The 26,937-nt window shown below is 66.2% G+C and carries 30 protein-coding genes and 1 pseudogene; 1 reads left to right on the top strand and 30 read right to left on the bottom strand.

Annotation, left to right across the window (positions count from 1 at the left end; genetic code table 11):
• The 7 genes and pseudogenes from LL962_RS04900 to LL962_RS04930 form a co-directional block, all read right to left on the bottom strand.
• Nucleotides 1-585, bottom strand: coding sequence for an integrating conjugative element protein (locus LL962_RS04900; RefSeq protein ID WP_228316110.1), 585 nt, complete (start codon nt 583-585; stop codon nt 1-3).
• Nucleotides 582-1,184: a lytic transglycosylase domain-containing protein gene (locus tag LL962_RS04905; protein WP_441004857.1), complete on the bottom strand. Its 603-nt coding sequence runs from the start codon at nt 1,182-1,184 to the stop codon at nt 582-584. Before LL962_RS04905 ends, LL962_RS04900 begins: the two co-directional genes overlap by 4 nt.
• Nucleotides 1,169-1,927, bottom strand: a complete 759-nt coding sequence (locus tag LL962_RS04910) for a TIGR03759 family integrating conjugative element protein (protein ID WP_228316112.1) — start codon at nt 1,925-1,927, stop codon at nt 1,169-1,171. The genes LL962_RS04905 and LL962_RS04910 overlap by 16 nt, the downstream gene beginning before the upstream one ends.
• Nucleotides 1,928-1,934: 7 nt before the next feature.
• Nucleotides 1,935-2,585, bottom strand: coding sequence for a hypothetical protein (locus LL962_RS04915; RefSeq protein ID WP_228316113.1), 651 nt, complete (start codon nt 2,583-2,585; stop codon nt 1,935-1,937).
• The gene (gene pilL2, locus LL962_RS04920; RefSeq protein ID WP_228316214.1) at nt 2,582-3,178 is read right to left on the bottom strand and encodes a PFGI-1 class ICE element type IV pilus protein PilL2; all 597 of its coding nucleotides are present in this window, start codon (nt 3,176-3,178) and stop codon (nt 2,582-2,584) included. Before pilL2 ends, LL962_RS04915 begins: the two co-directional genes overlap by 4 nt.
• A 132-nt stretch (nt 3,179-3,310) precedes the next feature.
• A complete protein-coding gene (locus tag LL962_RS04925) occupies nt 3,311-4,024 on the bottom strand; it encodes a hypothetical protein (RefSeq protein WP_228316215.1) in 714 nt (237 codons plus the stop codon).
• Nucleotides 3,987-7,106: pseudogene (locus LL962_RS04930) on the bottom strand (hypothetical protein); the annotation flags it as partial. The pseudogene LL962_RS04930 and the gene LL962_RS04925, both read right to left, overlap by 38 nt.
• Before the next feature lie 555 nt (nt 7,107-7,661).
• Here LL962_RS04930 and LL962_RS04935 point away from each other — a divergent pair.
• Complete coding sequence (locus tag LL962_RS04935) at nt 7,662-7,919, top strand: hypothetical protein (RefSeq protein WP_228316115.1); 258 nt, start codon at nt 7,662-7,664, stop codon at nt 7,917-7,919.
• A 10-nt stretch (nt 7,920-7,929) separates the two neighbouring features.
• On the opposite strand, the gene LL962_RS04940 is transcribed toward LL962_RS04935, so the two are convergent.
• From LL962_RS04940 to LL962_RS05050, 23 genes are all read right to left on the bottom strand, one after another.
• A complete protein-coding gene (locus tag LL962_RS04940; RefSeq protein WP_228316116.1) occupies nt 7,930-8,577 on the bottom strand; it encodes a DUF1629 domain-containing protein in 648 nt (215 codons plus the stop codon).
• Nucleotides 8,578-9,074: 497 nt separating this feature from the next.
• Nucleotides 9,075-9,398, bottom strand: a complete 324-nt coding sequence (locus tag LL962_RS04945) for a hypothetical protein (RefSeq protein ID WP_228316117.1) — start codon at nt 9,396-9,398, stop codon at nt 9,075-9,077.
• A 67-nt stretch (nt 9,399-9,465) separates the two neighbouring features.
• Complete coding sequence (locus LL962_RS04950; protein WP_228316118.1) at nt 9,466-10,044, bottom strand: hypothetical protein; 579 nt, start codon at nt 10,042-10,044, stop codon at nt 9,466-9,468.
• A 138-nt stretch (nt 10,045-10,182) separates the two neighbouring features.
• Complete coding sequence (locus LL962_RS04955; RefSeq protein WP_228316119.1) at nt 10,183-12,453, bottom strand: helicase-related protein; 2,271 nt, start codon at nt 12,451-12,453, stop codon at nt 10,183-10,185.
• A gap of 101 nt (nt 12,454-12,554) precedes the next feature.
• Entirely contained in the window at nt 12,555-12,863 is a 309-nt protein-coding gene (locus LL962_RS04960; RefSeq protein WP_228316120.1) for a hypothetical protein, read from the bottom strand.
• 85 nt (nt 12,864-12,948) lie between these two features.
• Entirely contained in the window at nt 12,949-13,275 is a 327-nt protein-coding gene (locus LL962_RS04965; protein ID WP_228316121.1) for a methyltransferase, read from the bottom strand.
• Nucleotides 13,276-13,329: 54 nt separating this feature from the next.
• On the bottom strand, nt 13,330-14,439 hold the full coding sequence (locus LL962_RS04970) for a DUF6094 domain-containing protein (protein ID WP_441004858.1): 1,110 nt from the start codon (nt 14,437-14,439) through the stop codon (nt 13,330-13,332).
• 64 nt (nt 14,440-14,503) lie between these two features.
• Entirely contained in the window at nt 14,504-15,157 is a 654-nt protein-coding gene (locus tag LL962_RS04975) for a hypothetical protein (protein ID WP_228316122.1), read from the bottom strand.
• A 76-nt stretch (nt 15,158-15,233) separates the two neighbouring features.
• Nucleotides 15,234-15,494 carry a hypothetical protein gene (locus LL962_RS04980; RefSeq protein ID WP_228316123.1) on the bottom strand — a complete coding sequence of 87 codons (261 nt, stop codon included), beginning with the start codon at nt 15,492-15,494 and terminating at the stop codon, nt 15,234-15,236.
• Between the two features lie 14 nt (nt 15,495-15,508).
• Nucleotides 15,509-15,916, bottom strand: a complete 408-nt coding sequence (locus LL962_RS04985) for a hypothetical protein (protein ID WP_228316124.1) — start codon at nt 15,914-15,916, stop codon at nt 15,509-15,511.
• Nucleotides 15,917-16,021: 105 nt separating this feature from the next.
• The gene (locus LL962_RS04990; RefSeq protein ID WP_228316125.1) at nt 16,022-16,366 is read right to left on the bottom strand and encodes a hypothetical protein; all 345 of its coding nucleotides are present in this window, start codon (nt 16,364-16,366) and stop codon (nt 16,022-16,024) included.
• Between the two features lie 93 nt (nt 16,367-16,459).
• Entirely contained in the window at nt 16,460-17,155 is a 696-nt protein-coding gene (locus LL962_RS04995) for a DUF3275 family protein (RefSeq protein ID WP_228316126.1), read from the bottom strand.
• A 95-nt stretch (nt 17,156-17,250) separates the two neighbouring features.
• Nucleotides 17,251-18,078: a DUF932 domain-containing protein gene (locus LL962_RS05000; protein ID WP_228316127.1), complete on the bottom strand. Its 828-nt coding sequence runs from the start codon at nt 18,076-18,078 to the stop codon at nt 17,251-17,253.
• A 156-nt stretch (nt 18,079-18,234) separates the two neighbouring features.
• Nucleotides 18,235-19,143, bottom strand: coding sequence for a DUF3577 domain-containing protein (locus LL962_RS05005; RefSeq protein ID WP_228316128.1), 909 nt, complete (start codon nt 19,141-19,143; stop codon nt 18,235-18,237).
• 353 nt (nt 19,144-19,496) lie between these two features.
• Nucleotides 19,497-19,769: a DUF3085 domain-containing protein gene (locus tag LL962_RS05010; RefSeq protein ID WP_228316129.1), complete on the bottom strand. Its 273-nt coding sequence runs from the start codon at nt 19,767-19,769 to the stop codon at nt 19,497-19,499.
• 74 nt (nt 19,770-19,843) lie between these two features.
• Nucleotides 19,844-20,620, bottom strand: a complete 777-nt coding sequence (locus LL962_RS05015; protein WP_228316130.1) for a GTPase — start codon at nt 20,618-20,620, stop codon at nt 19,844-19,846.
• Nucleotides 20,621-20,808: 188 nt separating this feature from the next.
• Nucleotides 20,809-21,495, bottom strand: a complete 687-nt coding sequence (locus LL962_RS05020) for a hypothetical protein (protein ID WP_228316131.1) — start codon at nt 21,493-21,495, stop codon at nt 20,809-20,811.
• Between the two features lie 190 nt (nt 21,496-21,685).
• Nucleotides 21,686-22,078, bottom strand: coding sequence for a hypothetical protein (locus LL962_RS05025; protein WP_228316132.1), 393 nt, complete (start codon nt 22,076-22,078; stop codon nt 21,686-21,688).
• 18 nt (nt 22,079-22,096) lie between these two features.
• Entirely contained in the window at nt 22,097-22,315 is a 219-nt protein-coding gene (locus LL962_RS05030; protein ID WP_228316133.1) for a hypothetical protein, read from the bottom strand.
• Nucleotides 22,316-22,660: 345 nt separating this feature from the next.
• Nucleotides 22,661-22,945, bottom strand: a complete 285-nt coding sequence (locus LL962_RS05035) for a HigA family addiction module antitoxin (RefSeq protein WP_228316134.1) — start codon at nt 22,943-22,945, stop codon at nt 22,661-22,663.
• A 13-nt stretch (nt 22,946-22,958) separates the two neighbouring features.
• On the bottom strand, nt 22,959-23,237 hold the full coding sequence (locus LL962_RS05040) for a type II toxin-antitoxin system RelE/ParE family toxin (RefSeq protein WP_228316135.1): 279 nt from the start codon (nt 23,235-23,237) through the stop codon (nt 22,959-22,961).
• A 186-nt stretch (nt 23,238-23,423) separates the two neighbouring features.
• Entirely contained in the window at nt 23,424-24,989 is a 1,566-nt protein-coding gene (locus LL962_RS05045) for an ATP-binding protein (RefSeq protein WP_228316136.1), read from the bottom strand.
• Nucleotides 24,990-25,286: 297 nt separating this feature from the next.
• On the bottom strand, nt 25,287-26,873 hold the full coding sequence (locus tag LL962_RS05050; RefSeq protein WP_228316137.1) for a DNA cytosine methyltransferase: 1,587 nt from the start codon (nt 26,871-26,873) through the stop codon (nt 25,287-25,289).
• Between the last annotated feature and the right edge of the window lie 64 nt (nt 26,874-26,937).

Here is a 26,937-nt window from a genome sequence, read left to right on the forward strand (position 1 = left end):
TCACTGCTCGATGCCGGTGGCCGTGACGAGCACGGGGTAGTGGCGCAGCCCCAGTCGCTGGGCCAAGTCGTCCCCGGACGCAGGCGAGAGCGTCATGCCCGGTGCCAGCCGTCGCAGCGCGTCCAGCGCCTGCGGCGATGCCACATTCACGACCAACCCGCTGGCGTGCAGTTCTCGCAGGCGAACGAGCCGCTGCTGCAGCCATTCGCGCGAGCGCGCATCGTCGCCGATAACGAAGAACGGCGTCAGTCCCGATGCCTGAAGCGGGCGGCGCTCGACCACTCCTGGCGTAAGCCAACCCGAGCGCACCGGCAGCATGGCGGCTTCCCCGCGAGGACCGGTGGTTGCGCCGGGCAATGGCAGACGCTGTGGCGCATCCGCTGTCGCCGAAGAGCGTACCGGCAGGCCCAGGTCATCGTAGTAGGGCTGCGCGGGAACCCCGCCGCGGTCCTCCACCACGATCAGCGCAGGGCGCGGCGTGGGCAGACTGGCCGGCGCCGACGCGGCCCGGATCGCGCAGGGCCGCGTGCTGAGTGTGGCCAGCGCGAGCAGGGCGCCGGCAACTTGGAATCGATGCATGTTCATGGCGAGGAACCTCGATGGCCGTTCAATGCGGCGAGTGCTTGAGGGCTGCCCAGCACCCGGACCAGATGGCGGTGCACGCTGCCGCGGTATCGCATGGCGGGCGGACCGCCGGCCGGTCGGTGGTAGCGGCCGATCGCCAGCAGCCAGTCTTCGCCGGGCGTGTGCTGCTCGCGCAGGATCTCGGCCGCGATCGCGAGATTGCGGTAGGGATCGAGCAGGGCACACGGTTGCGCGACCCGCTGGCCGTGGTAGCCGACATTGACCTGGCCCAGCCCGACGTCGATCCGCTGTGCCGGCGTCCGACGCAACGCCTGGCGCAGCCCAAGGCACGCGTGGGCGCGCGTGGCATAGCGCTGCGAGGCTCCGGCCACGTTGAGCGTCCACGGCCATGGCACCTGACGGCCTCGCAGCCGCGTTCCGCTTTCTTGCAAGGCCACCGCATACAGCACGGGCGAGGGCACGCCTGCCTGGGCCGCGGCGAGCTGATAGGCCGGCGGCGGCAGTTCCTGCGACCGCGCTTGGGTGGTGCTGCACGCACCCAGCGCGAATGCCAGCACCAGCCACCAAGGGTGGCGTCGGTCCATCATTGCCGCTGCCATTGGCCGCCGACCTCACGCACCACCGCTGGCAGATCGCCCGGCAGGCCGAGCGACAGCCAGCGGCCGCCGTCGTGGTTGAGCGTGATGGTGCGTGCGCGCACCCGTGCCGGATCGATGCCTGCCTGGCTGGCCCAGCGGCGGATGCGGTCGTCGTCACTGCGGCTGCCGACCACATAGACATCGAAGGCCATACCGGCCGCCTGCAGTTGCAGCGCCCGCTGGTTGCAGGGCGCGCAACCGTCCTTGACGAAGACCGCGATTCGCCCGGGCTCCGCGGCGCCAGGCATGCCGGACTTGCTGGTGTCCGCCTGCACACCCTGCACGCCTTGCAGGTTCACGCGCTCCTGCCCGGGGTGCAGGCGTTGCCAGGCCGCGTCGTAGGCGCGCTGGTAGCTCAGGGTCTTCTCTACGCGGCGGGCCTCGGCCTGTACCTGCAGCTCGGCATAGCGGCGGCGTTCCTGGTCGGAACGGGCCTCGATGCCCAGCGCGGTGAGCGGATCGAGACCCGGCGAGTAGGTGCCCAGCGGCCCCTGCATCAGCGCCCGGTAGCGCGACCACTCTTCGGCGCGCAGGTTCCACTCGTGCGCCTGGCCTTCGTCGTCGCGCGCCTTGTCCAGCGGGCGGGACTCGCTCTGGCGGATGCGGGACTCGGCGCTGCCCGGTGCCTGGGCCAGCGCCTGGGCGTTCGCCGCCAGGGCCAAGGCCAAGCCCGCGATCACGAGGGCAGGGCGAGGATCGTCCATCTTGCGCCTACCGTGCGTGCACCGGCACGCGGCGCGCCTGGTCGCGCACCGTGAACAGCGCGGCGCCCGGCTCGATCCCGTCCAGCCGCCAGTCTCCTTCCTGGTCGCCCGCCCGCAGCAGCCGGATCTGCGCGGGCGAGGAAGCACCCGGCGGGGCGATGGCGAGGAAGGGCACCCCGGCCCGCAGTTCCGTGCCGAGCACCGCGAAGGGTGGCGGCGCCGGCGTGGCATGTCGTGCTGCACCGCTTGCGGATGCACGTGTCGGTCGGGTGGCGGCCTGGCGTTCGGCCAGTTGCTTTTGCAGTGCGTCGATGCGCGCCGTCTGTGCGGTCACGTCGTCCGCGCGGGCCATGCTGCCCTGCGCCTGCTCGATGCGGGCGATGCGTTCGCCGATGGCCTGCTTCTCCGCTGAGAATGCCGATTCGGTGACTGTTGCGGGCTGGCGCCGGGCTTCATCGAGCGCCCCGCGCAGTTGCGCCACGCTGCTTGCCAGGCTCTGCATCTCCGCATCCCGATGGGCGTTGTGCGTCTCCTGTGCCAGACGAGACAGCCGCACGGTGTTGGTCACCGTGGCGACGCCCAAAAGGAGCACGGCGGCACCGACTGCCACCCAGGGCCAGCGCATGCGGGCGCGCCCGCTCGGCGGATGGGAAATCATGGGCGCTCCATGCGGTTTTCGGGGGCGAGGTCCGCCAGCGGCGGCAACGTGCAGGTGCTGCCAGTGCCCTCGGCGGACGCTTCGGAGGCAAGGTGGAAGCACACCTGCCGGGATACGTCATCGACGTGGAGTCCCCAAGCGCTGCCAGCCATGGTCAGCAGTGCATCGCGCAACGTAAGTGGTCCCAGGTGCATGTGCGCGGCGGGCAGCGGCTGGGCATACAGCTCCGATCTCGCTGCGCCGTCTGCGCACAAACGGTATCCCGAGTGCCGCAGCAGATACTGCAAGCCTTCGCCGACGGTGGTCTGGGGCGATGGCGGGAGCGTGATGTCGACGACCTGCAGGAGCAGGTCGCGTTGGGCTGCCTGTGGCACCAGTTCCACCAGCGTATAGCGGCTCTGGCGAACGACTGGGATAGCGCGGGGGAGCGTCGTATCGGTCGCAGGCATCGGGGCCAATGGAGGCGCCGCTTTATCCTCCGTTGCGGTGACGGTGGCGCAACCGCCCAGCATGGCCAGAGTGAGTGCGCCAGCAACGGCCATGGCATGACTGCGGTCGAATTCGGACAGAGAGATCGCCTGCATTTGGAACATCTCGAACAACTGGGTTGTCGTGACGATCCATCTGATCGGCGCTCGCGTCAGTCATCAATCCGAAGTCCGCACTTGCGCTTTGATTGTGCTGCCTTCTCCAAGCCTGCGAGTTTCAAAAGCTGCGCGAGCAGCTCAGCGTGGAGTGGATCGGCGCAAGGCGATCACGCGAAACTGGCTCTGATTGCCATAGCGCGCGCCTCTCTTCTCTAGCTCGGCGCATAACCTATCGTCGCCGCAGGGCACGAGATTGGCGCGCGCAACACGATCCAGATAGTCGATTTCTGCCCGGCGCTGCGCCGCTTCCGCGATGACCGCCTTCGTGCTGTACGCAGCGTAGCCTGCGACGATCACACTCAGGACACCCGACAGCAGCAGTGCGATCGATGCGATCCACATTCGTCGCATGATTGTGGTTTCCAAGGCGTGCTGCGCTTTCGCATAGCGCTGCGTGGCCTGCTGAAGCGTCTGTTCCGCGGTGCTCATCTTCTTGTTGAAGCGCTCCGCCGCCGGTTCCAGCGTCTGCGTCAACGCCTGCTGACTCAGTTGCGTCAGGCGGGGCAGCGCGGTCTCAACCACCCGAGCGACCCGCTGATCAGCGTTGTGGACGGCGGACTGCAGCAACTGTAGCTGCTGCCGCACCAGATCTTCCAGCGCATGCTCTCGCCGCTGCAGGTGCCCGATCAGGGCCGCCATGGCCTGAATCGATTCTTTCATCGCGCGTTCCGATCCATTGTCTTCGGGCAGCGCTGGTGAGTTCTGCATGTCCATAGCGTTCTCTCGATGATTCAACTTGCTGCACGCGTGCCGGCTATCCACCACCACCGCCTCCACCTCCACCACCGCCATCTCCGCCACCACCACCACCGTCACCCTGCGGACCTTGCATCGCCGGTCCGTTGGCGAACTGCGGCAGTGTCATCACCATCACCGGGCCGCGGCTGGTCTGCACCTCTGTCGAGACGTCCATGTTCAGTGCCTGGCGCGTACTCGCCTGCTCCTGGGCTTCCTGCATCGCCTGGGCATCCAGAAATTCATGCCCTTGTTTGGCAAGGGCCTGGCTGTAGGGACTGTTGGCGACACGTTTCAAGGCCTGTTCGATCGCCAGTTCGTTCTTGCAGTCGATGGCGTACAGCAACTCGTCCACATCCGGATCGCCGGTGATGTTTTTACGTTGGGGCTGCGGCCGATCTTCCTGCTCGCCAGCAGCAAGAGACTGTGGCGCGGCGTCTGCCGGCGGGGCGCGTGGTGGTCTCAGTCCCGAGGGGCCATCCGGATCGTACCCATCACGCAATTCCAACTCGGTAAACGGCCGTTCGCCACGGTCCACGCGCGCCTGCCGCGCTTCTGCGACGCGGCTTTCTGTTTCGAGATCCTGTTCGAGTTGGATGCGCAGTTCACGCATGGAGCGCTCTATTTCCTCCCAGGAGTCCGGATCGGCGGGCACGGCGGCAGGACGGTCGTGCTCATCTGCCTGGGACGCGGAAAGCGGCTCGCGCGCATCGGACGCGTCCTCGGGGGCGTCGGTGGAGCGACCAGCGGTCGGCATTTCCAGCGATGTCCCTCTCGCTTGCGCGAGCTGTGCGGACACTGGCAACGCTGCCGGGGGATCTGGTGCTTCCAGTGCTTGTGGCGTGCGCTTCTGTTGATCGTCGCGCTGTTCTGCGGCGACCGGCATGGCGAGCGATGAAGCGGAAGGCGCAGTCGCAGGCTGGGCCAGATACGCGTCTGCCGGCTGCTCGGGCTGCTGCGCCGGTCCATCTTGCTGCGCACCCGAGGCTTGCGCCGTCATCGGCTGTTGGCCGCTGTGCAGGTCCGCAACCTGCTGCTGGACTTCCTGCGTGTGCTCTTCTTGCGTTTGTCGGCTTTGCGTCCGCTGCTGCGCTACGTCGGATGCATGTGCTTGCGCAGGCTCTGCCAGCTGCTCCTGGCGCCGTTGGGCGACGTCATCCGGGGTATACCGCTGTTCGGGCTGGCGCGGCGATGTGTCTTGTGCGTGGAGCGACGACGGCTCGCGAGAGACGGCTTCCTGTGCCGGCTCCTGCTCGCGTTGTGGAGCCGCTTGGGCGTGCAGCGGCTGTTGCTCGGGATGTTGCACAGCCTGCGCTTGAAGGCGTTCCTGCTGGCTCTGCTGGTCGTCCTGGGCCTGGCGTGTTTCCTGCTCGCGCTGCTGCGTCTCCTGGGCCTGCTGCTGCGCTCGTTCGCGCTGTTGGGTGTCGTGCGCCTGCTGCTGGGCTCGTTCGCGTTGCTGGGCAGCCTGTGTCTGGCGTTCTTGCTGCTCCAACTGTTGCGACTCTTGTTGGCGAAGCTCCTGCAATGCATGCGCCTGCAGCGCCTGAGCGTCCTGCGCTCGGTATTCGTGCGAGGCCTGCTCCTGCAGCGTGTGCGCGCGTGCCTGCGCCAGCTGCTGGTCTTGCGCTTGCCGGTCCTGCTGCTGCCGTTCCTGACGCTCCTGCGCGGCGCTGGCCGCCTGGCCCCGCGCCTGCACGTCGAGGGCATGCTGGTTGGAGGGGACGGAAGACGACGTGTCCGCATCTGCGGATCCGTCCGATGAGCGAGGCGCAGAGGCCAGCTGCTGTATCGGCAAGGCTGGGTTCTGCCGCGCCTGTACCTCCTGCAGTGCCCGGCGGATGTCATCGGTGCTGGTGACTGCTGCAATGCGCTCTACACCATCAGGGCCGCGTTGCAGATGCGCAATCGGGCTATCGGCGCCAAAGGTGCCACCAGGGCCGCGCTGCAACTGCATCGCGCCGCCGCCCGCAAGTCCCTCTGCCTCGCGGGTGCGTTGCGTCGCCAGCTCGATTGCTTCACGCCATGGCGGCTGCAACTCGGTGCCGACAATGCGATAGCGGTAGAGCGCCTGCTCGCCTTGTACGTCCTGCGGCGATTGCTGGATGGCGGCAATGGCCTGCGCCTGCTCGGCCAGTGCCGGTTGCAGCATCGCGCGCGTGGTCTCCAGCTCCAGCACGCGGTTGCCATCGGGTGGGGCGCCGTTGCTGGTCCACTGGCCTTCGATGTCACGGTAGTAGCGCTGGCCGTTTGAGGCGGTCAAGGCATCCGGATCGGGCAGCGCCTGCTGCACCGCTGGCGACATCGGCAGGCCATCGGCCGCCCAGCCGTTGCGGTGGTGCGCCAGTGCGTAGCGCGCAGCGATCGCGCCGGGACTGTTGGCGATGTTGCGGGCGATGGTGTCCTGCGCCTGCGCGTCGAGTTCGGCTTTGCGGTGCGGCAAGGTGGTTTCCTGCACGTAGCTGCCGCGATCATTGGCGCCAGAGATCTCGGCCTTGACCAGCCGATGCCACTGACCGTCCGTTGCATCGCGTCGCCAGTCGGCGCTGCTCAGGCTGGGGCGGTCAGTGGCATTGGCCGGCTGGCGATACGGATCCTGCGGAGCGGGCGCATCCTTGAGGGCGAGCGCTGCAGCGGCGTTGGTGGCCTGGTAATTGAGTTCGCGTGCCTTCTCGTAGCTGGCGACGATGGGGGTGGAGGTGGGGTTGTCTACCCCGTCGTTGGTGGTGTCGGCCTTGCCCTCGCGCGCCCAGGCGGTGCCGTTGAACGACCACTGCGTGCCCTCGCGATCGGTCTGGGTGTAGATGGCGCGGTTGTCGAGCAAGGCGGCGGCCTTCTCGCCAGCGGTACTCAAGAAATACGCATCGGCGGCGATCAGCACCATCGGCCCGGCGCCCGAGCTACCCAGCGCGTAGGCAGCGGCGGTACCGCCGGCCCAGCCACCGACGTTGCGGCCGGCAAAGTGCGCAAGCTCCGATTGCGCGGCGAGCGGGTTGTCCTGGCCGAGCAAGCGTGTGGCGCGCTGGCCGGTCATCACCGTGTCGGCGGCGGTGGCGAGCAGGCCGGCGGTGCGCAGTGCCTGGCCTGCAGACAGCTCGCCGGCCAGTAGCTCTGCGGTGGCGAAGCCGCGTTGCGAGCGCGGAGCAACTGTGGAATGCGGATCCAACGCGGTTGAGCTGGATGCCATTGGCACCGTGCGTAGGGGCTGCGCTACGGCCGCGTTGCTGGCAAACGCTTGACTGACCTGATCGGTGCCCTGCGCTGAAAGCGTCAGGCGTCCACCTGCCTGCGCCTGCTCGACCGATTCCCCCAACAACTGTCGACCGATTGCCGCATCGCCTTTGACTGTCTTGAAGCCCGGTTGATCGATCGCGTGAAGACTGTGGATGAGATTGGATTCGGACTTGAGTACCGCAGGCCAACGTGCTTCCGGACCCGTCAGCTTGATGGCTTCATCGATCTGCAGGCTGTGGGTTTGCTGGTAGGCGGGCAGCTTCTTGAAGAAATCTCGGTTGAACTGGTTGGCCTGCTCTACCGTCATTCCGATGGGCGTGTTGGTCAGCAGATCGTTGTTCACCATGGCCACTTTCAAAGTGGCGCAAAGCCTGTCCACGTCCTTGGCGACTCTCGTGGCCGCCCCACGATCGCCAGCCATTGCCGCTTGGCCATCAGAGCTCTTTTGGAGGAAATTCAGTTCTTGTCTCAGGCCCTGGGAATACTGTCCGAGAGGGCCGCCATTGTGAGGAGAGACGTCAAGCTGCAGCGCCAGTTGCTTGTCCCCCGGGAGGTTCAGCAGATTGGCGTCGCCATCCAGACTGAAAAGCCCCACATTGGAGAGCTTCTTGAGCAGAGCGCTGTCTCGGAATGCTTGCTGCTCAACAAGGTGGTGTCCCTGAAAAACCGGCTTGTCATTCTTGGCCACGGTCCGAAATTCCGAGTCGGCATATCACAGTGAGTGCAAGCCACTAGAAATCGGCGGCGTCCTTCCACCACAGGCCATCGGAGCTAGGTTTCACTCCAATTCCCGCGCTTCGTATCGCTTCATACATCGTGCGATCACAGATCACGCTGGATGGATCCTCTCCCATCCTGAAGACATGGGCATCCCCAATCAATTCCTGCTTGAAGAATAGCTTCGCTCCTCCCGAAAACGTAATCATCTCCACGTCTTGATTGGCAGCGTGATCCCGGGCGATTCGCGTTTGAAATTCAGAGCTGGATTTGTCCAGCGCAAAAATGGTCCGAACCACGTCGCACAGGTAATGCTGCGGGCCCTTCGAGCCGTCCGGCAATGTGTAATCGCAGGGGACGAATGCAAAGCCCTCGGCGTCCACTGACTCGAAAGCGCGCTTGAGCCGCTCCGAAACCAGCCAGTAACCACTGAATCCTCCTTCGAGATCTCGAGGGCGCCTTTTTGAATTGCGCTCGTGAGCCAGAACCGGCGTTTCCGCGAGCGTCGGAAATCCGCCTTCCACGGGCCGGATGATCAGGCGTGGAGGTGTCAGAAGGGCTTCTTCGTTGGAGATTTCAACATCGGTTCCAGGACCTCCGCCGCGGATGTCCGGATCGAGGAGGTAGAAGCGTCCCTTTTGAGAATTCTGATTGCTATTCATTGGGTCACTTCAATTGATTTTTGTGCCATTCGATGATTGGTGAAGATTTGTTGGAAGTGAAACATCAAAGCTGCAGTGTTAACCCATTCGACAAGCTTGCCACCAGCCAAGAGGAGCTTCACCACAATCAGGGTGGATCAGCAATTACTGTATCTTCAAGCCAGACACCCCAGCAATCTCGTAGTTTTCCGAAACTACGTTCGGACAGAGCATCGCGCTACACGCGATCGCAACGCACGAGTCGACTGTTGTATGGCGTTCTCACGCCCGGAGAGCCCGGGGCATGCCGGACACCTTGACTTCGATAGGATGCCAGTTCGGTTGATGGCGCGCAGTAGGGGAAGTCTGACCGCCTCGCTTGCGGCAAGCCAGTACCGTGATGTCGTTCTCGGCTATCAAGGAAACGCATCGCGGCGCGTACAGCGCTCGTGGTCTGGACACCAGCTGCTGAGGATATCGATCGTGTTCTTCTCCCTCAGAGCCCCGCCCGCGACGACTCACTTGCAGTACGCCAGGGCCGTCACCCGGTACTTTTCGGTAAAGCTGCGGGGGCTGGGGTTTTCCGTGGCACCGACGCTGGCAAGGTTGAACCCGTTCGGGCAGTGCCTTCGGAGAGCGCTCTCGCAAGGAGGCGCGGTCGTCGCGTCGAACGTGTTGCCAGGCTCGTTGCAGGTGGCGAGGTAGCCGCCATCATCGCGGCTCTTGAACGAGCCCAGCCAACTGTCGAAGCGATGCATGCTCCTGTCCATCGAAGCGCAACCAGCCAAGGCCAGGATCAGTGCGATCAGGATTGCCCGAGCGACGAAGGATTGCGGCAGCATCTGCGTCCACCGTAAGGTTCCGAAAACTAGTGCGCGGCACGCAGCGCACACGATCAATGCTATGCCGTCACTCGACCTTGAGCGTGAAGTTGGCGTTAATCGACCAATTGCCGCCGCTGTTCTCGAAATTCAGTGCCGTCTGGAAGCTGCCCGCAGCCGGGGAGCTCCAGCTCGCGTTCCATGCCCCGTCCGTACTCCTGCTAATCGCGGCGCTGGCGCCGTTGGCGAACTTGAACTCGGTGCCGATGGAGTCATTGGAAAACGAGAACGACGCATCGCCCACGGTAACCTTGCCCGATCCGCTGAGCTCTCCGCCCGGGGCGAACGAGGCGCTCAACTCGAAGTTCTCCAGGCCAGTTCTGAACCCCACGCGGCCATCCATGGACGTGCCGTTGGTGGAGGCGGAGCCAAAGGCATTGCCTCGCTCGACATTGACCTCGGCGCCGCCGGTCTTCACCCGTCCGTTGAATCTGGTGGTCGAAATCTGCCCCTTGAAAGTCGCTCCGACGATGCGCCCGTTGTCCCTCCACACATCCGCCTTGAACGGGATTTCATCATCGGGAAGGGGTTGGCCGGGTGTCGGGGGACGTGCGTTCGGTGCTGCGTCCTGGTTGGACGTGGCTGCAAGAGTGCGGGAAGAGATCATCCTGTTCTCCGGGTCGTTCTACACGGTGGAAAGTGTCGGACGTAGTGTTTCCGCCGTCGTAACGGCTGGTAAGCGCGCTTGGCTGGTGCGCGGGCAAAAAAACGGCTCCCGAAGGAGCCGCCAAGTGTCGTCACAGGATCAATGCACCAGCTGCCGTGCCAGTGCCACCTCCACCGAATCGCCATCCTGGTTCAGCATGTCGAGCCCCGATTCCGGGATGTCGCCCGACGTGCTCTGCGCCACCATGATCTTCTTGGCCATCAGTTCCAGGCAGGTCATCTGCGAGGTGGCGCCGTAGCCCAGGTAGATCACGCGCACCGGCTGCTTCTGGCCGATGCGCCAGGAGCGGCGTGCGGCCTGTTGCAGCGAATACACGTTGTAGCCCGATTGCAGGAAGACGATCGTCGGAAACTCCAGCAGATCCAGCCCGGTCTTCACCAGTTCCGGATTGGTGATGAGCACGTCGATGCCGCGGTCCAGCTGCTCGGCGATCCAGTCCTCGCGGCGGGAGGCTTCCACGCTCGCGCGCAGTACCGCCACCTTCAGGCCTTCCATCTCCAGCAGCCGCTTGAGCCGCGCCGTCGTGTCGCGCGTGCCGGTGTACACCGTGTAGACCAGGGTCTTGCGGCCCAGTGCCTTCTCCTGCCGGCAGATCTCGACCAGTTCCCGTTCCTTGGGCATGGCGTCCAGTTCGTGGAACTGGGCCGGCACGAACGCCAAGGTGTCGCGCGTGCGGGGATGCACCACCGTCTCCGACCGGAAACACGTGTCCGGCCAGGCCAGCAGCACGTTGAGGACCACACCCAGCAGCGTCGTGTCGCGGCGTGCCAATGCCTGCCGCAATTCCGTAGTGAGCCGGCCTGCCAGGTTCTGGTAGGCCGATGCCTGCGCCGGGTTCATCGCCACTTCTCGGAACTCTTCGTCGTAGGGCGGCAGCACGTCGCCGCCGATGTCCTTCAACTTGAGGAACACCGTGAACGGCAGCACGCAGCGCAGCACGCCCTTCGGCCCGAAGCCCGGTGCCTTGACCGTGCGCACCGACACCTTGGAGCCCTTGGCCGTCTTGTGCGAAGTGCCGGTGCTCTCGGAATAGATGTCCTTGAGCACACCGTGGTCGCGCATGAATGCCATCGCGGCCGAGGTCATCGAGCCGCTTTTCGAGGGCCGGTAGCCGTCTTCGATCATCCGCCCGGGAAGGGCACGGAACAGCAGATAGAACAGGTCGTCGCCATAGCCACCCATCAGCGTGCCGGTCAAATTCAGCGTCTTTCGCGCCTTCGCCGCGAGCACGCCCATCGCCTGTCCCTGGGCCGAGCCGCCGTTCTTGTACTCGTGCGCCTCGTCGGCGATGAGCAGGTCGAACGTGCCTTGCGGCAGATAGCGTTTGATGAACTCGGATGGCTGGTAGCCGCCCTCGCCGAAGCCGAACTCCATGTTCGCCATCGCGCGCTCCATGCGATGTGCCTGGCGGTCCGAGAAGACCAGCTCGCCGCGGTCATCCATCAGGTTGATGAACTCGTGGATGTTGTCGCCGAGCATGGAGGCGAGAAAGCCGTCGCCGAACGTGCGCATCAGCCGCTGCGCGGTGACCTGTCCGATGGTGGGAATGCGCTGCAGCGCCTTGAGCACCGCGCTGGACTGATCGGTGGCCGACAGGCTGCGCGGGCGCATCAGCGTCCACAGCGGCAAACGGCAGCCACCGCAGGTGCGGCGGGTTTCCTCCGCATCGAGTTCAGCGGTGCCGATGGGCTCGCCGTCCTCGTCGGTGATGACGGTGCCGCAATGCGGGCAGGTGCCGACGTCGCCGTGGCGGGTGCGCCGCACTGCGAAGGCGGGCTTCCAGTGAAAGCCCATCCGCATGCGCACGCGCCCGAGCACGAAGAACTCCTGCGCGTGCGCGGGGACCTGCAGCTGCTCGCGCAGCTTGAGCAACTTGACCAGTGTGTCCGGGCCGTTGAGCACCCAGACCTTGGCGCCAGCGACGGTTTGCTGGATTTCGCGGCGCCACTTGTAGACGAGGTGGGGCGGGGAGAGCACCAGCGTGCGGCGGTAGCCTTCGGCGTGCAGCACGGCGGCGGTGGCGATGCCGACGGTGGTCTTGCCGCAGCCCATCTCTCCGTTGACGAACGCAGCGCGTTCGCCGCGGTCGACGAGCAGCTCGGTAACCGCGTGCACCACGTCGGCCTGCGCGGGGAAGAGCCGGCGCTTGAGGCCGGAGAGCACCGATTGCCGGTGCATGCGCACCTGCCCGGTGTACACCGGCGGGTTCGCACCGTTGAGGGCCTGCAGCAATTCGTCGCCGAACTCCGAGACGAAGTCGGTGAGGGCGATGGTGAGCGGGGACGATGCGTCGTCCAGCAGTTCGCCCTGCATGGGCGCCGCATCGTTGGAATCGAGATCGAGGGACATGGTGATGCTCCAAAGAAAAAAAGGGCATGCACCCGCCCCGAGGGGCAGGTGGCATGCCCCGGGGATGGGAAGAGCGACGGCAAGCCGTCAGGAAAGCGAGATCAGTTCTCGGACGGCAGCACGACGTGGGTCGCACTGCGGTCCGCCAGCGTGAAAACGTGGAGATTCAATTCGCGGGTGACGACATAGAACGAGCCCAGGCGTCCGCCTGCTGGTAGCGCGGCGTTGTTCGCATGCCAGGCCTCGTCGGAGACATCGCCCCAGTCACCGCGCATGTGGCGTTGGACACAGGGCAGGGGGTCCAGCCGGCCCTCGCGGACCAGCCGGTAGACCCCTTCGCTGTAGACCAGCGCGCCGATGGGAAACAGCGGGTTGTGGCGCTGCGGGATGCGATGAGAAGAAGACGACATGGAAGGCTCCTTTCAAAAGCGGAGCACGCCCGGCCCCGGGGCCGCGACGTGCCCCAGGGGGTGAATGAAAAAAAAGCGGAACCGCTCAGCGGGGATCCGGTTCCTCCGGCAGCCGCACGACGGTGCGGTGGCGCGCCTCGTCGGTGAGGACGAGCAACGCCAGCCGGGGCGTGATGCGGTACTGCGATTGCAGGACGCCGCCTGCCTGCAGCGCGCCTTCATTGGCGCGGCGCCGGGCTTCATCGACCTCGCCCCAGTCGCCGCGCATGTGGCGCTGCACATAGGGCAGGGGATCAAGGAGGCCCTTGCTGTCCAGCCAATGCACCTGCTCGCTCAACTGGAGCTGGCACACGGAGAACAGCGGGGACGGCACGGATGCACGCCGCTGGCGTGCGAAGAGACCTTGCAGCATGGAATGACTCCTTGGGTTGGAAAGAGGCGGCGAGGCCGCCGATGGGATCGAACGTCAGCGAATGGTCAACACCTCGCCCCGGGTCGGGGAGGACGGCGTCAAGTCCCACGCGCGGATGACCGGCACGAACTTGTCGGTGAGGATGCGGGTCTCTGCGACGGAGCCGTCGTCCCGCTCGGTGTACTGCCTGGCGAGCGTTTTCTCCTTGTGCGTGTCGCCCTTGACGGCCAATACGCGGCCGGTCTTGGAGGTGACCACGCCAGAGACCGCACCGGCTGCGAGCGCCAAGGCGAGATGCCAGGAGGACAAGGCCCGCGCCGGTGGGCGCAAGGCCTGCTGGGCGGCGCCCAGGTGCGTCTGTACCGAAGGCCACAGCCCTTGCAGCCGGCCGACTTCCTCGGCGAACTGCGCCGGCTCCATCGTCACGCGGTAGAAATGCTCCGGCGGCGCCGGGCTGGCAGGCACGGTGTACGGCAGGAACGGCCATTCGGTCGGCAATGCGTCGGCTTCCACGTCGCCATGCCCGACCTGCAGCAGCAGGCCGCGCGCGGCTTTCGCTTCGTCCGACGCCTGGTCGCGCTGGCGGACCCGGCGACCGAAGACCACCACCTGGCGGAACTGCGTCTCCACCGCTCGGTAGACCCGCAGGCCATCGAAGTGGCGCGTGAGCCATCCGACCAGTTCGGCATCGAGCACGTAGCTGGGCACGATGAAGACGAGCACGCCGCCGTACGGCAGCAGCGGCAGGCAGCGCTGGTAGAAAAGCTTTTCCAGCCGCGCACGGCCTTGGCCCTGGTAGCCGATGTTGCCGTTGGCGTCCCGGGACAGGTCGCCGTAGGGCGGATTGAGCCAGAGCAGGCCGAAGGCCTGGCGGGAGATCATCGTGTCCATGAGGTCGCCGTGCAGGCAGTGGTCCACCAGCGAACGCGCGTGGGCCGCGCGCTCGCCGTCGTATTCGACGGCATACGCGGTGACCTGCTCGCGCCCGAGGGCGTGGGCCGCCTCGGCGATCGCCACGCCTTCGCCGGCGCAGGGATCGAGGATGCACATCGGACCGCTGGCGGGTGCGAGGGCGGACAGCACCCGCTCCAGGGTCGGTTCGTCGGTCGGGAAGTAGCCCGCCTTGATGAAATTGCGCGCGAGGCGCGGAAACATGAGTGCCATGGAATGCTCCTGTTGCGGGGAGAAAAAAGGAGGAAGGGCCAGCGTTGCAGGCCCATCGAGGGCGTCAGGCGCGCCGCCGAAGCGGCTCCGCCGGGAGGGCGTCTTGCGCGCAGGCGCGGAGAACATCGCGGCGGATCAACTCACCCAATGCTCGGGCGAGCACGGGCACATCCAGGGCCAGCCGATGGCCTTCGAGCGGCCCGAGCGCCATCGGAAGGCGGCTCAGCATCGCCTGGGTGGACAGCAGTTCCAGCACGGTGTCGCGCCAGTGGTCGAGCAGGGGCAGCGGACAGGTCTGCTGCACCAGCGTCCACAACCGTTCGGTGGACGCGGCGTCGGCCTTGGGAATCAGGGCGAGCGCGCTGGCGTTCGCTTTATCGGGCTGCACGCAGCGGCGATCGAACAGCCACAGGTGGACCATGGAGCCGAACAGGGTGCGGCGGAAGGCGCGCGTCGTGCGCTTTTCCAATTGCTCGACGTTGCCGACGAACACGGGAAGCGCAGCGCCTTCGCCGGTGACCAAGTGGAACTGGTCCAGGCCCTGTGCGTCGCCTGGCAATGTCAGGCGCGCCAGAAACTCCTGGATGGCGGTGTCGCGTGCCCAGACGGACAGGAAGACGAGTTCGCCCTGTGCGCCGCAGACGCAGGCATCGACCATCAGGTCGGCGCATTCGTCGATGCGGTAGAGGGGCGGAGTGGAGGGTCGGTTTGCGGGCATGGTGGTGTCCTCGGATGAAGGGGGCAGCACCGCCCGCCGGGGCAAGTACTGCCCCAGGGGGTGGAAAAAAAGCCGCTCAGCCCGGCGTGAACTGCCGGGTGTGCGGGTTGAAGTGAAGCGCCTGGTCTGCCGAGGTGATCGGCGTGAAACCCTCCAGGTAGATGTAGTGGAGGTACTGGTCGCGGTAGGTCAGTGCCTGCCGTGCCTGTTCCTCGGTCAGGCCGTTGCCGATGAAGTGCGCCCGCATTTCTGCATCGCAGGACACTTCGTCGTTGGACAAACTCCCTTCAACGAGTGACAACAGCGAGGGCGAAAGCGCCGCCAGGATCGGGTCCATGTCGGCTCCTTCGCTCAAGCCGTCAGCACCGTGGTGGATGCCGCGGCCATCGTGGGTGTGCGACGCCGCGCGTGGTAGGCGCGAACGCCTGCACGCCAGTCGGCGGACTGCTCTGGCGCGAGGTCGAGGTAGGAGAGCGGGCACGAGTAGTAGTACGGGTGCATGGACTCGTCCAAGGGCTTGTAGCCCCATTGGTCGCCGCTGCGCTCCATCAAATCGCAACGGATGGTGCGCAGGGACTGGCCCGGTGCGAGGTCCCGATGTACGCCTTCGGTCTTGGCGGTCACTTCCGCGACGGACCAGAGGACATTGCCGCGCAGCGCGTGGGCGATGACCTTCACGCTGGCGCGCTCGGTCTCCTGCGGAGCGATCAGTTGCGCGATCAGTTCTGACCGCGATTGGGGAGAGAAATGCCAGCCCATGGGAGGCCTCCTGAGATAGAAGAGCCGGAGGTCTCCCCCGCGGGGAAGAACCCCGGCGGGTGCTGAAAGCGCCGCGTGTGCGGCGATGGAGCGAAGTGCCAGTCCTCAGTACGAACCGCAACCGGCGGGACAGCAACCCAGTTCGATGCCGTGCGAGCAATAGCCGTTATCCGCATTCCAGTCCTGGGATTCCTGCCGTTCGGCCGGTGTTGCGTAGTCCCATTCCCGTGCGATTTTCAGAGCCTGTGCGCGCTGGTCTTCGGGCAATCGACCGGCTTGCGCATCGATCGCCGAACTGAAGCGTTCGACGTAGTAGTCGTGAGACAGGCCGCAACCCTTGTTGGCTTGCGCGGCGAGTGCCTCGCAGACCGTGCGCCACGCGGGTTCATCGAACGCGTCGGGCGTGTGACCAATGGGATGTGATTGAGTACTGCAGTCGATCGTTGACATGGTGAAGAACTCCAGAAAGAGGCCAGAGCCTCCCTTCCGCGCGGGAAGGCGCTCCAGCGGGTGGATGAATCACCGCGGATGCGGTGCAGAGACTTACGCCGCCTGGGGTTCCGGCTGGCGTTTCCATTCCTGTGACCTGAAATCCAGCGCATAGCCCAGCGAGCCCAGGCGTGCGATCTGCATGCGCAGCGTGCGACGGTCGATGGTCGAGTCCAGCTTGACGAACTCGCCCAGGGGCCACAGCACACCGAACAACGCAGCGTCCTCACTGTCGGCACTACCGGCGGTAGTGGTGTCAGCCGCGGCAGTGGATGGCGCGTCCATGCCGAACGGCGTGGTATCGATCAGCGGATCTTTCGATGTCCGCACGGGTGCGGGCTTGGACGCGGGACTTGGCTCGGGGACCGGTGCCGGTGTGGCAGTGGCCGGTGCACCCAGGTCCTCGTCCAGCGGATCGACGTCCTGCGGCGCAAAGCTGCGGACTTCGTCGCGGCTCAACTGGTCCAGGCCCGAGAGGGTCATCCCGTCGAGGTTGGCCCGGATTTCGAAGCGCATGCCGCCGGCGGTGGGATACGCCTTGGGATAGATGTAGCGGATGGCGAAGCTCCCTTCGTACTTGCCTTCGGGGTACTGCTCCAGTTCCGCGTCCTTCACGGCGAACTCGCCAATCGGCGTGACGAGCCGACCGACGTTGAACGGGCCGTTGCGGCCACGGATGGTGCGCAGCGTCAGCTGGCCGGTAACGATGTGGGGTGTCGTGGACAACGGCGGTTGGTTGGTGGCCACCATGGGATGTCTCCTCGGAAAAAGTGATGGGAGCCGGATGGCGCCCGTTCAAAGCGGAAGAAGCGGACCCGCCCGCGAGGGGCGAGGTCCGTGCGGCGCTAGGCCTTGAGTTGGCGCAGGCCATCGGCCAGCATCCACAGCGCGCGGTTCAGGCGCAGGTTCTGATCGATTCCTCGTACCTCTCGCGTGCGCTGGCGACGGCCATTGGCCGTTCGCGCGGACAGACCACCTTTGACCAGGTTTTCCTGGACCCGGTTGAAGACGGACCACAGGTCTGGCCGCCGATCGTCGAAGCGGCGCGGCGAGAGCAACTGACTTTCCGCGACCGGTGCAGGCTTGTCCGGATCGTCGTACTTGAGCGCCAGTGCGGAGCGCGCGAACACCTGCGCCTCGCCCTCGTTGAGGGTGAGGGCGCGCATGGCGTCGCGGGATTCCCGCACGGTGTCGAAGCCGTCGAGCACCTTGAAGGCGCCTTCGATCACCTGGCCCGACACGTCGCCCTTGTGAGGCACGCGGATGTCTGCGGCGGTGTCGCCGCAGACCAGGCCGTTGTGGCAGACGAACCGGTACATGCCGGCGAGCATCTGGTAGCTGCTGGTGCCGTCGTGGCTGTTGACGAGGATGATCTCCTGGGCCTCGGCGCCGTTGATCTGGCTCGCGTGGCGCATGCGGATCAGGTGCTTGGTGAATTCGCGCCGATCCTCCTTGCGGACCCGCGTCTGGCACACCATGAAAGGCTCGAAGCCTTCAGCACGGAGTTTGGAGAGCACGGTCGCGGTCGGAATGTAGGCGTATCGGTGGGACCGGCTGCCGTGGGGTTCATCGGCGAAGATGGAGGGCGCAACGGTGCGGATCTGGTCGTCCGACAGCGGACGGTCCGCGCGCAGCACGGGGGAGTGGTGCGAAAAGCGGGTGGCAAGAGACATGTCCGTTCTCCTTGAACAATGCAGCAGCCCGCCAGCCGCGGGATGGCCGTGCGGGATGCGTGGGATGGAACGTGCAAACGCATGCACCTCCGGGGAAGGAGCTGCATGGGCTGCTGGGGAGGAAAGGCAGGGCCCCGGTGATGGGGCCCTGTCGGTTCAGCACGAGGCGGCCAGGGCCGACTCGTGTTCTTCGGTCTCGCGCTCGGCGGACTCGGACGGCGGGACGCCGGCTTCATCGTCGGCAGGGCCGGCGGCGGCGCAGGCGCTGTCGTCCTGCGCCGCTGGCGCCTCGTTGGTCACGGGGACCTCGGGATAGACCTTCTGGCCGTCGATCTTGATCATGCCGACGTGGATCAGCTTGGACTCCAGGCTCGCAGCTGCTTCGCCCGCATGCTCGCCCCGGGTGCGGATGTAAGGATCGATCTTCATGTCGTTCAGACGGAAGGCGATCAGTACCTTGCGCTCGGCCTCGATGGCCTGCACGCAACGCCGCACCAGGTGCTGGGCATCGACGGTTTCGACGATCGCGTCGATGTAGCGGTATTCCGGTTCATCGACGGGACCCGCCAACGCGGCAATGGAGCACGAGAGGAACGCATCGCGATCCTTCGGAGTGACTTCCTTCGGACGGTTGAGGTAACCGATGCCCCGGGTGATCAGTTCGTGCACATCGACCGTTGCCAGTTCGGTGCGCTCGATCGGTTCGGCTTTCAGCAGCCGGCCCTTGATGCTCGCGGCGGCTTCGCCCTTGCGTTCACCGCTCGGACGGATGTACGGATCGCCCCACAGGTCGCCGATCCGGAAACGGACCAGCGGACGCTGCCGGGGATCGTCGACACCGATGTAGCGCTCGACCAGCTTCTTGGCCTCGGCACCCGAGACCTTGACATCGAAATACCGGTAGCTCGGATCCTTCGCAGGACCGACCAGCGCGGCGATCGTGCACGCCAAGAAGGGCTGTGCACGCCGGCCCCCCTTGACGGGAACTTCGCGGGCCCGCTGCACATAGCCGATGCCCGAGGTGTGGAGGTCGAAGTACGACTTCGTGTGGGATGGGGTGTTCATGGTGAATCTCCAGGGGAAGAAAGCGGAGACACACCGACCCCACGCTGCGGGGAGAGTGCGTAACCCCGCGGTAGGTTGATAAGGCGATCTGCATCCACCACCGGGCAAGCCGGTGGTCGTTCGCACGAGGGATGCGGTGCGAACTGGTCCGGTCACGCAGCGGATGGGCTGCGCGCAACCTCGAAGACCGGAGGTTGCCTGGCATGTCACCGACATCGGTCGGCAGGCATGCGCGAAGCGTCGTTTGTCCTGGGCCGGTGCGCTACCGACAAGGGGGCCTGTCATCCGACCGCATTGCCGGAAAAGAAAAGCCCCCGCGTGGCGGGGGCTGGTGAAGGGGAGAAGGGGGCCGGTCAATGGTCGATCGCTGCGGGCGGCACGGCCTGCAGAGACAGGTGGGTCGATGTGGCCGGCAGCTCCAGATCGTCTTCGCTGGCCAGAATGCGCGCCAGCACGCCTTCGGACGGATCGAGGTATTCCCCGAAGTCGTCGCCGCCCAGTTCGGCGCGCGCCCGTTCCCACCAGTGATCGAAGGGATCGACATCGGGGTTGCAGCCGACCGCATAGGCGATCCGCTTCTGGTGGCCATCGGGCCGTCGCTCGCCGCGCTCGGCAAGCCAGTACATCCTGAAAAAATGAAGGAAGGCTCCTCGCCGGGTGGGCGAGGAGCGAGGCAGGTGTTATCGCCAGACGGGTGCGATCACGGCACGCGCTGCACGCGGATGCGGCGCCAGCTGCCGTCGTCGATCAGCCCCTCCAAAACCCGGCCAAGGTCGTCGAAGAACACGTCCTCGATGCGGTCAATGCACTCGCCGCCGCGGTGCAGTTCGATCACGTACTGATCCGCGCCGCGGTCGTACAGCACGCGGACGTCGCCGGCGAACTTGCCCGTGGAGACAGTGAAGCCGATGGCCGGCGGCGTTTGGATGATGTTGGCGGGCGTCGGATCCACCCAGGTGAAATCCCGCGCGCCCGCATCGACCAGCATGTGCGTGATGCGACGAAAACCGTCGGGTGCCGGCAACTGCTCCAGCTGTTCGATCAGCGCGGCCAGTTCGGGACAGCGGGGCTTCGGGATGGGCAGCTTGGCAGGCGCGGAGCCCAACACCGTGGTGTGTACCGAATAGGTGAGACCGTCGACCGTCCGTTCGACCTGCTTTTCGGGCGTGTCCGCCCGAAGGCCATCGAAGCGGCGCCTGGCATAGGGCTCCACGTGCACCTTGGCGCCTTCATCTGGAACTTCGGTCACCAGCGCCCGGTCGAGCACCGCGAACTCGGCTCGGCCCGTCTTGATGACGATCGCTTCGTCGGTCCTGGCAATGACCTTGCCGTCGAAGGGCTTCGGATCGACGGGAATGCCCAGGATCGAGACCTTGGGTTCGCCGTCGAAGACCTGGAACTTGAAGCGGTGGACGTTGGAGGGCACGTGGCCGCAGACCAGTGTCGGCATCTGTGCGCGGAGGGCTTGGGTATCCATGGAAGACTCCTTGAGAAATCCAAGGGACTTCCGCCCGCAAGGGAGGAAGATCCCTTGTGGGTTGGCGTGGAAGGACGCACGACGCGTCCGAAGAGGAATGACCTGTGCGGCGAACCGCACCGCAGCCTGGATAGGTCATGGCTGCTGGGGAAATGCCGCTGGCGAATCGGAGGCGCGGCCTTTCGGGATCACGGCTCCCCGTCAGTGCAAAGGCCTTCGATCAGATGCCAGACGACACGGCGTTGCAGTTGCCTGCGATGGGCGGCATTGCGGATGCCGGCCAGCAGTCGGTCCGTCTCGCGCGCGATGACGGTGGCGCCCTGGTCGAAGTCGCCGCTGGATAAAGCCTCCCGGATCAGGGGGCCCAGTTGCAGGGCATGGCCGGAGGCGCTGTGGGCCTCGAATTCGCGGCTCAGGTAGTGGCCTGCGCCCCAGAACTCGAACAGAAGCGGCTTGTCGCAGTGCCTGCAGCCCTCGAAGCGGATCTCGCGCAGGTGGTGCCCGTCATCGAAGCACGTGGCGAGCAGGAACAGCACATGGAGATCGGCGGCATCCTCGAACCGGTCCCGCCCGATCAGGGACATCAATGCCACGTTGCCGTCTGCGCCGAAGTGCTGGGCAAGCACCTGCAGCACTTCGCCGACCGGCGGGGTGGCCGCGACGGAGGGTGTGAAGCCCAAGGGCTTGGCCAGTTCGACCAGTTCCTCGCGGAGGTCGTCCCAGCTCGGAGGGGCGTTGCCAACGAGGGCGATGTAGGCCTCGCCATTGCCGGGGTAGTCGGCATCCAGTTGGAATCCGCCGAACAGTGCGCGGATGACCGGGGTCACCCGCTCGAGAACGAGGACGCCAGTGGCCTCGTAGTGGTTGTCTGCCATGGGTTGGCTCCTGGTGTTGGACGCGGAGCCGGCCCTTGCGGACATGGCATCCGCAAGGAAACGACCGGCGCTGTCAGGCGTCGGTCAGGAGGTGAAGGGGGCACTCGAAAAAAGAGGGCCATGGCCCCAGACGGGACACATGGCGCTCGTGGGGGCAGCAGAAAACAGTGCGGCAGCAGCCCGGGCAGGCCTACCAGCCGCTGTAGTTCAGCACCAGATCGGCGATGACCTGGCGCCGCTGCAGATCGAGGCCGCCCAGGTCGGCGAGGCCCTCGAAGCCGCAGCGGCGCAGCATGGCTGCGCCTTCGCGGGCGTTGTAGAAGCTGACCATGGCCGAGAGGAACATGCGCTGGCCGCTGCTCAGCACGCCGAGGGCGTCGCCAAGCCGCAGCAAGTTCGGGCGCAGGTCCCACTTGATGCGGGCGCGCTGCAGGCCTTCGTGCGTGCCGTCGCCGAACCACTCGGGTCCAGCGATTTCCACGCCTCGCTTCCAGGCTTGAAAAAACGCATCGGGTGCCGCGGCGAAATGCCGTTCCTCACGTTCGATCTGTTCGACGACTTCCGGTGGGAGAAGCGGGTGCATGAAAGCTCCTTCGATGGATCACGGGGTGGGCAACTGGGACCAGCCACCGCGCGCCAGCGCCTGCTGGGCGGCGGCTTCGCTGCGGAAGTACTGGTTGGTCTCGCGCGAGACGGGACCTTCTGCGTCGCGCGTGCCGATGTACTTGCCGGCGTAAGCGAGGGCGAGGCAGCCGAAACGCGTTGGCTGGGACGGGGTATCAGCGCGGGTTGGCTGGGGCAGGTGGGGCAGGTGGGACATGGGCGAACTCCTGGAAGAAGCGAGATCGAGCAATCCCTGACGGGATGGCAGCTCCCGCAGGCGGTGGATGAATCGGCATCGGCGTCATCAGGACGCGTGTCCGCGGACTCGATGCGATAGCGGACGGGCGGATCGCGCGGGAGAAACTCCCGCGGCAGCCTCGGGGACCCTGGCTGCTGGCATGGTGCTGACGACGTCAGCGACACATGCAGCCAGCTTCGCGCGCGCGCCTGGCCGCGTCGGCCGGAAATCGGAATCCCGCGCCGTCCGGATTGCCGAGGCAAAAAAAAGCCCCGCATCGGAATGCGGGGCCATGGGGAAGGGGATGGAACGGAGGTTGAGAAATCAGGCCAGTTGCAGGCGTGCAATGCGGGGATGCTCGCGGTGTTCTGCCTGCCACAGGTCGTAGGCCGCCTGTTCGGCCAGGTATTGCCGGGCACTGCCCAGGCCCGCCAGTTCGAGCCGGTGGGCGAGGTCGGCGCTGATGGCCGCCCGGCCGTTCAGCACCGTGGACAGTTGCCCGCGGGAGTAGCCGATGTGCCGGGCGAGGCCCGACACCGACAGCTGGGCCGCGGGGAGCACGTCCTCGCGCAACGCTTCACCCGGGTGGGGAGGATTGTGCATAGCCATGGAGGCCTCCTGCTCAGTGATAGTCGAGGTAATCGACCAGCTCCACGTCGGAGCCGTCGAAGCGAAAAGTGACGCGCCAGTTGCCGGACACGCTGACCGACCAGTGGCCGGCCAGCTTCCCCTTCAAGGGATGCAGCCGGTTGCCGGGACGGTCCATGTCGGCCGGGACCTGGGCCACGTCCAGGGAAGCCAGCAGGCGCCGCAGGCGGGCGACATGGTCGGCGCGAACGCCGGCCGTGTCGCCACGCTGGTGCAGTGCCCGCAGTCCCTTGTGCCGGATGGACCGGATCACGGTTGTTGAAGTGTAAGGTGATGCCTTACACCCTGCAAGGGTTGCTGGTGAAGGGGCATGGAGGGTTCTCCTGTGAAGTGGACGTGCGCGCGACCGCTTTCGGGTTCGCGCCGATCGCTTGGGAGCACGGGACGCTTTGGAGGGGATGGCGGTGCGGGCGAGGGGCCGGCACCGCGGCGGATGGGGTCATGCGGTCACCGCTTGGAGCTTTCCGGCCGCATCGAAGACCAGTCGGACCGTGGCGCCCGCCAGCTTCGGCTGCGCGCTGTAGCGCAGCACGTCGGGCAGCAGGGCATCAACGACGCGATCCGGCGCAGACGAGCAACCCACCGCGATGAAGGTGCGCAGGGTCTTTGCGTCTTCATCCTCGCGGTCCTCCTCGTAGCGATCCTCGAAGACGTAATCGCTGACCAGCCGGGTCGCATCCGATGCCTGTGCCGTGAGGTAGAGCGTGCCGTCCTTGCGGATGGCTGGCACGGCGTAGCCCGATTCCCCTTCCAGGCGGATCTGCAGCGTGTCGACGAGCGCCAGTTCGACTTCGCCGTCGGCCAGCCAGGGGCTGGCATCCCGATGCAGGACTGCATCCGCATCGACTCGGACCTGCTCCGGGCGGATGGCTCGGACCAGTGAATGGACCCAGTGCCCGTTGTCCAGGCCGGATGCTTCCAGCAGGAACGCCTGGGCCGCTTCCAGATAGACCTCGGCCGTGAGCCCGTCGCATTGGTCGGCATCGATCTGCCAGACGCCCAGTTCCTGCAGCACCGTGCGAGAGACGACACCCTCGGCTTCGCGGCGCTCCCAGTAATGACGAAACCCTGCGGGCTCTTGTTGCCAGTCCCGAAACCACCCGCGGGGCACGAACGACAGGTCGTTGAGCAGGTCGGCATTGGACGACTGCAGGCACACATGGGCGTAGTGCTCGACGAACTCGCTTTCCGCCAGTGCGGCCTTCTTGTCCATCAGTGCCTGACGATAGGCCTGGTCGACCGCCGCCTGGATGCGTCGGCAATCCTGGGTTGCGTTGAGCAGATGCTGCCGGTCCGGCAGCTTGGCGAGCGTGTCGTCGGGCAGCAGCACGACTTGGTGAAGGCTGTGGTTCGCCCCGGTCTCGATGGGCAGGCCTTGCAGGAAGCATCGCCACTGCGTTCGGGCACCGGTGAGATCGATCAAGATTTTTCCCATGGACGTCTGCCGCCAATCCAGCGACGCAGACGCGAGCGGGCGGGGGATTTCGGTGTCGTTGAGCCACACCGGCACCGGGAAGGCTTCGCACAGGCGTTTGAGCTCCCATGCCACCCAGTCGTGAAGCCGGTCGCTGGGGTGCGGCGGCTGGATGCCGTCGAGGCGAATCACGGTGCCTTGCAGATAGGCGTTCGTTGGCACGATGGCGATCGGCGCCCCCGCGAGGATGTCCGCTGTTCGCGCGTTGAACATGCCGTCGCGCGAATGCACGCTCAGGTGCTCGGCGAAGTACAGCGTGGAGAGCGCCCCCATTCCGAATGCGTTCTCGTTGGATTTCAGTGGCTCTTCCCAGCCGGATTCGGCGATGAAGATCAGCGATTGCAGGTCGGCAATGCCGCTGCCGTTGTCGTGGATGGTCAGGCTGCTCTGATCGACGGTGATCCGGATCTCGCTGGCTCGCGCGCGGCGGGCGTTCTGCAGGAGCTCGCCGAGCATCGAGCGTTGATTGAAGGCGTGGCGCAGGTTGGCGATCAACCGGTGCTGGTTGGTTTGAAGGCGGATGGTGTGCATGGAGGACTCCTTGGAATGAGGGGTGCGGATCGCGCACGAAGGCGCACGCCAAGGCGTCGGCGCGAGGCCGCGTCGGTGGGGCGTTTGCCGTTGGAGAAAGGGGCGGAAGTGCCCGATGGAGGGAGAGCATCGACACCCGGGAGGGGTGCGCGTCCGCGGCACGATGCGAAGCGGACGAGGGTGGTCGTCGCGGAAGGTTCCGCGTCGCAGCCTGGACGACCGGGGCTGCTGGCAGTGGCTGATGGCTTCAGCGCATGCGGTAACCAGCATCGCCTGGCCGGCGCCCGCAGGCGTGCCTCAATCCGCAGCGTCCGGTGTCCCGTTGTCCAGGCACCGTTTCAGGCGAGAGCCCAGCCACGCCACGCAGGGCACGGCCATCGAATTGCCGATGGCCTTGTAGCGCGGCGCGTCGGCCGCCGGCTTGCCCCGGTAGGGCACCTGCGTGTAGTCGTCTGGCATGCCCTGCAGGCGCTCGCATTCCCAGGGCATCAGCCGGCGCACTCGCCAGCGCAGGCCATGCAAGCCGGCGGTTGGTGCCTCGCAGAGGAACTGCGCTTCATAGCCGGGTACCGGCGCGCGGCCAAGGCCATCGCCTTTGCCTTCGCCTTCGCCTTCGCTGGTGCGCAGCGAAAGCGGTGCTGGATCGCCTGCGGCGCCGCCGTCCCGGCTTCGCAAGGCCATGCTCAACACCATGGGCCGGCCCTGGCCGGGCTTGCCGCCGCCGGTGGACAGCGTGCCGGCAATCTGGCCGTGGCCGGACTCCAAGCGCAGTTCGCCGCGGGAGTTCTGCGCGAAGGCGATGGCCGGTACCACCCCCGCATTGGCGTGGCTTGCGTGATGCCCTCCGGCGCGGAGCGTCGGCGACAGTCCCAGTGCTGCATCGGCACCGCATCCTTGTGCGGTGAAGGCGATGATCGGGACACCTTTGCCGGTGCCATCCTCGCCGCACCCCTTGCCGCCGTTGGCCGTGTCCAGCGTGTGGCTGATGCGTCCGGCCACCGACTGCACGAGAACCGTCTCGGTGCACAGGTCATGCCGGGGACCGGCGGCCATGAGGCAGGCCGCGACATCGGCGGGCCCCTGGCCTTTGCCGAAGCCGAGCGACACGGTGACTTGGCCGTAGGGCGACTTCAGCCCTGTCGGGCCGCCTGCGCGCGCAGGGCGTGGTCCAGCAGCGCCGGCAGCGTCTTGCCACGGTGCGCAGCCCGGCGAAGGATCCCCGCGCAGGCCTTCGCGCTCAAATAGTATTTCGGCGGGATCGATGTGGTCTCCACCACTTGCCACAAGAAACACACGCCAGCGGCGCTGGGCGACGCCGAAATATTGGGCGTCGAGCACGCGCCAGGCGATGCGCCGGCGCGGTCCAGACACACCACCTGCGTTCGTCCACCGGGGCCCTGGCGGTTCGAGCGCACGGTCTTCGCCGGCCAGTGCGCCCAGCAGGCAGCCAAAGGCATTGCCGCGGTCGCTGAGGACGCCCGGGACGTTTTCCCAGACAAGCGTGGCCGGCGGGCGGCGGGCACGGGTGCGGACTTGGTCGATGGCATTGGCGATCTCCACGTAGGCCAGGGTGAGGGCGCCGCGGGGGTCGGCGAGCCCCTGGCGGGCGCCGGCGACGCTGAAGGACTGGCAGGGCGTGCCGCCCACCAGGATGTCGGGCGCGGCAATGGCGCGGGCGCGGATGCGATGCGCCAGTTGTGTCATGTCGCCGAGGTTCGGCACGCGGGGGTGGCGGTGGGCGAGCACCGCGCTGGCAAACGGATCGGTCTCGGCAAACCATGCCGGCACCAGGCCGAGCGGTTCCCAGGCGAGGCTGACCGCCTCGATGCCGCTGCACACGCTGCCGTACGCCAATGCGGTGGTGGTTGGGGGGTGGGGGTTCATGGGAGTCTCCTGTTCGTGTTGGGGGAAAGTCAGGAGAAAGACGCCGGAGACCGTGGGTCTCCGG

The organism is Xanthomonas sp. NCPPB 1067 (assembly GCF_020783795.1).
In the GTDB taxonomy this organism is placed as follows: Bacteria; Pseudomonadota; Gammaproteobacteria; order Xanthomonadales; family Xanthomonadaceae; genus Xanthomonas; species Xanthomonas melonis.

What these genes read in the sequence shown, in the direction of transcription:
- LL962_RS04900 (WP_228316110.1), bottom strand. Translation starts at nt 585, where the DNA reads ATGAACATGCATCGATTCCAAGTTGCCGGCGCCCTGCTCGCGCTGGCC.
- LL962_RS04905 (WP_441004857.1), bottom strand. Translation starts at nt 1,184, where the DNA reads ATGGCAGCGGCAATGATGGACCGACGCCACCCTTGGTGGCTGGTGCTG.
- LL962_RS04910 (WP_228316112.1), bottom strand. Translation starts at nt 1,927, where the DNA reads ATGGACGATCCTCGCCCTGCCCTCGTGATCGCGGGCTTGGCCTTGGCC.
- LL962_RS04915 (WP_228316113.1), bottom strand. Translation starts at nt 2,585, where the DNA reads ATGATTTCCCATCCGCCGAGCGGGCGCGCCCGCATGCGCTGGCCCTGG.
- pilL2 (WP_228316214.1), bottom strand. Translation starts at nt 3,178, where the DNA reads ATGTTCCAAATGCAGGCGATCTCTCTGTCCGAATTCGACCGCAGTCAT.
- LL962_RS04925 (WP_228316215.1), bottom strand. Translation starts at nt 4,024, where the DNA reads ATGGCGGTGGTGGAGGTGGAGGCGGTGGTGGTGGATAGCCGGCACGCG.
- LL962_RS04940 (WP_228316116.1), bottom strand. Translation starts at nt 8,577, where the DNA reads ATGAATAGCAATCAGAATTCTCAAAAGGGACGCTTCTACCTCCTCGAT.
- LL962_RS04945 (WP_228316117.1), bottom strand. Translation starts at nt 9,398, where the DNA reads ATGCTGCCGCAATCCTTCGTCGCTCGGGCAATCCTGATCGCACTGATC.
- LL962_RS04950 (WP_228316118.1), bottom strand. Translation starts at nt 10,044, where the DNA reads ATGATCTCTTCCCGCACTCTTGCAGCCACGTCCAACCAGGACGCAGCA.
- LL962_RS04955 (WP_228316119.1), bottom strand. Translation starts at nt 12,453, where the DNA reads ATGTCCCTCGATCTCGATTCCAACGATGCGGCGCCCATGCAGGGCGAA.
- LL962_RS04960 (WP_228316120.1), bottom strand. Translation starts at nt 12,863, where the DNA reads ATGTCGTCTTCTTCTCATCGCATCCCGCAGCGCCACAACCCGCTGTTT.
- LL962_RS04965 (WP_228316121.1), bottom strand. Translation starts at nt 13,275, where the DNA reads ATGCTGCAAGGTCTCTTCGCACGCCAGCGGCGTGCATCCGTGCCGTCC.
- LL962_RS04970 (WP_441004858.1), bottom strand. Translation starts at nt 14,439, where the DNA reads ATGGCACTCATGTTTCCGCGCCTCGCGCGCAATTTCATCAAGGCGGGC.
- LL962_RS04975 (WP_228316122.1), bottom strand. Translation starts at nt 15,157, where the DNA reads ATGCCCGCAAACCGACCCTCCACTCCGCCCCTCTACCGCATCGACGAA.
- LL962_RS04980 (WP_228316123.1), bottom strand. Translation starts at nt 15,494, where the DNA reads ATGGACCCGATCCTGGCGGCGCTTTCGCCCTCGCTGTTGTCACTCGTT.
- LL962_RS04985 (WP_228316124.1), bottom strand. Translation starts at nt 15,916, where the DNA reads ATGGGCTGGCATTTCTCTCCCCAATCGCGGTCAGAACTGATCGCGCAA.
- LL962_RS04990 (WP_228316125.1), bottom strand. Translation starts at nt 16,366, where the DNA reads ATGTCAACGATCGACTGCAGTACTCAATCACATCCCATTGGTCACACG.
- LL962_RS04995 (WP_228316126.1), bottom strand. Translation starts at nt 17,155, where the DNA reads ATGGTGGCCACCAACCAACCGCCGTTGTCCACGACACCCCACATCGTT.
- LL962_RS05000 (WP_228316127.1), bottom strand. Translation starts at nt 18,078, where the DNA reads ATGTCTCTTGCCACCCGCTTTTCGCACCACTCCCCCGTGCTGCGCGCG.
- LL962_RS05005 (WP_228316128.1), bottom strand. Translation starts at nt 19,143, where the DNA reads ATGAACACCCCATCCCACACGAAGTCGTACTTCGACCTCCACACCTCG.
- LL962_RS05010 (WP_228316129.1), bottom strand. Translation starts at nt 19,769, where the DNA reads ATGTACTGGCTTGCCGAGCGCGGCGAGCGACGGCCCGATGGCCACCAG.
- LL962_RS05015 (WP_228316130.1), bottom strand. Translation starts at nt 20,620, where the DNA reads ATGGATACCCAAGCCCTCCGCGCACAGATGCCGACACTGGTCTGCGGC.
- LL962_RS05020 (WP_228316131.1), bottom strand. Translation starts at nt 21,495, where the DNA reads ATGGCAGACAACCACTACGAGGCCACTGGCGTCCTCGTTCTCGAGCGG.
- LL962_RS05025 (WP_228316132.1), bottom strand. Translation starts at nt 22,078, where the DNA reads ATGCACCCGCTTCTCCCACCGGAAGTCGTCGAACAGATCGAACGTGAG.
- LL962_RS05030 (WP_228316133.1), bottom strand. Translation starts at nt 22,315, where the DNA reads ATGTCCCACCTGCCCCACCTGCCCCAGCCAACCCGCGCTGATACCCCG.
- LL962_RS05035 (WP_228316134.1), bottom strand. Translation starts at nt 22,945, where the DNA reads ATGGCTATGCACAATCCTCCCCACCCGGGTGAAGCGTTGCGCGAGGAC.
- LL962_RS05045 (WP_228316136.1), bottom strand. Translation starts at nt 24,989, where the DNA reads ATGCACACCATCCGCCTTCAAACCAACCAGCACCGGTTGATCGCCAAC.
- LL962_RS05050 (WP_228316137.1), bottom strand. Translation starts at nt 26,873, where the DNA reads ATGAACCCCCACCCCCCAACCACCACCGCATTGGCGTACGGCAGCGTG.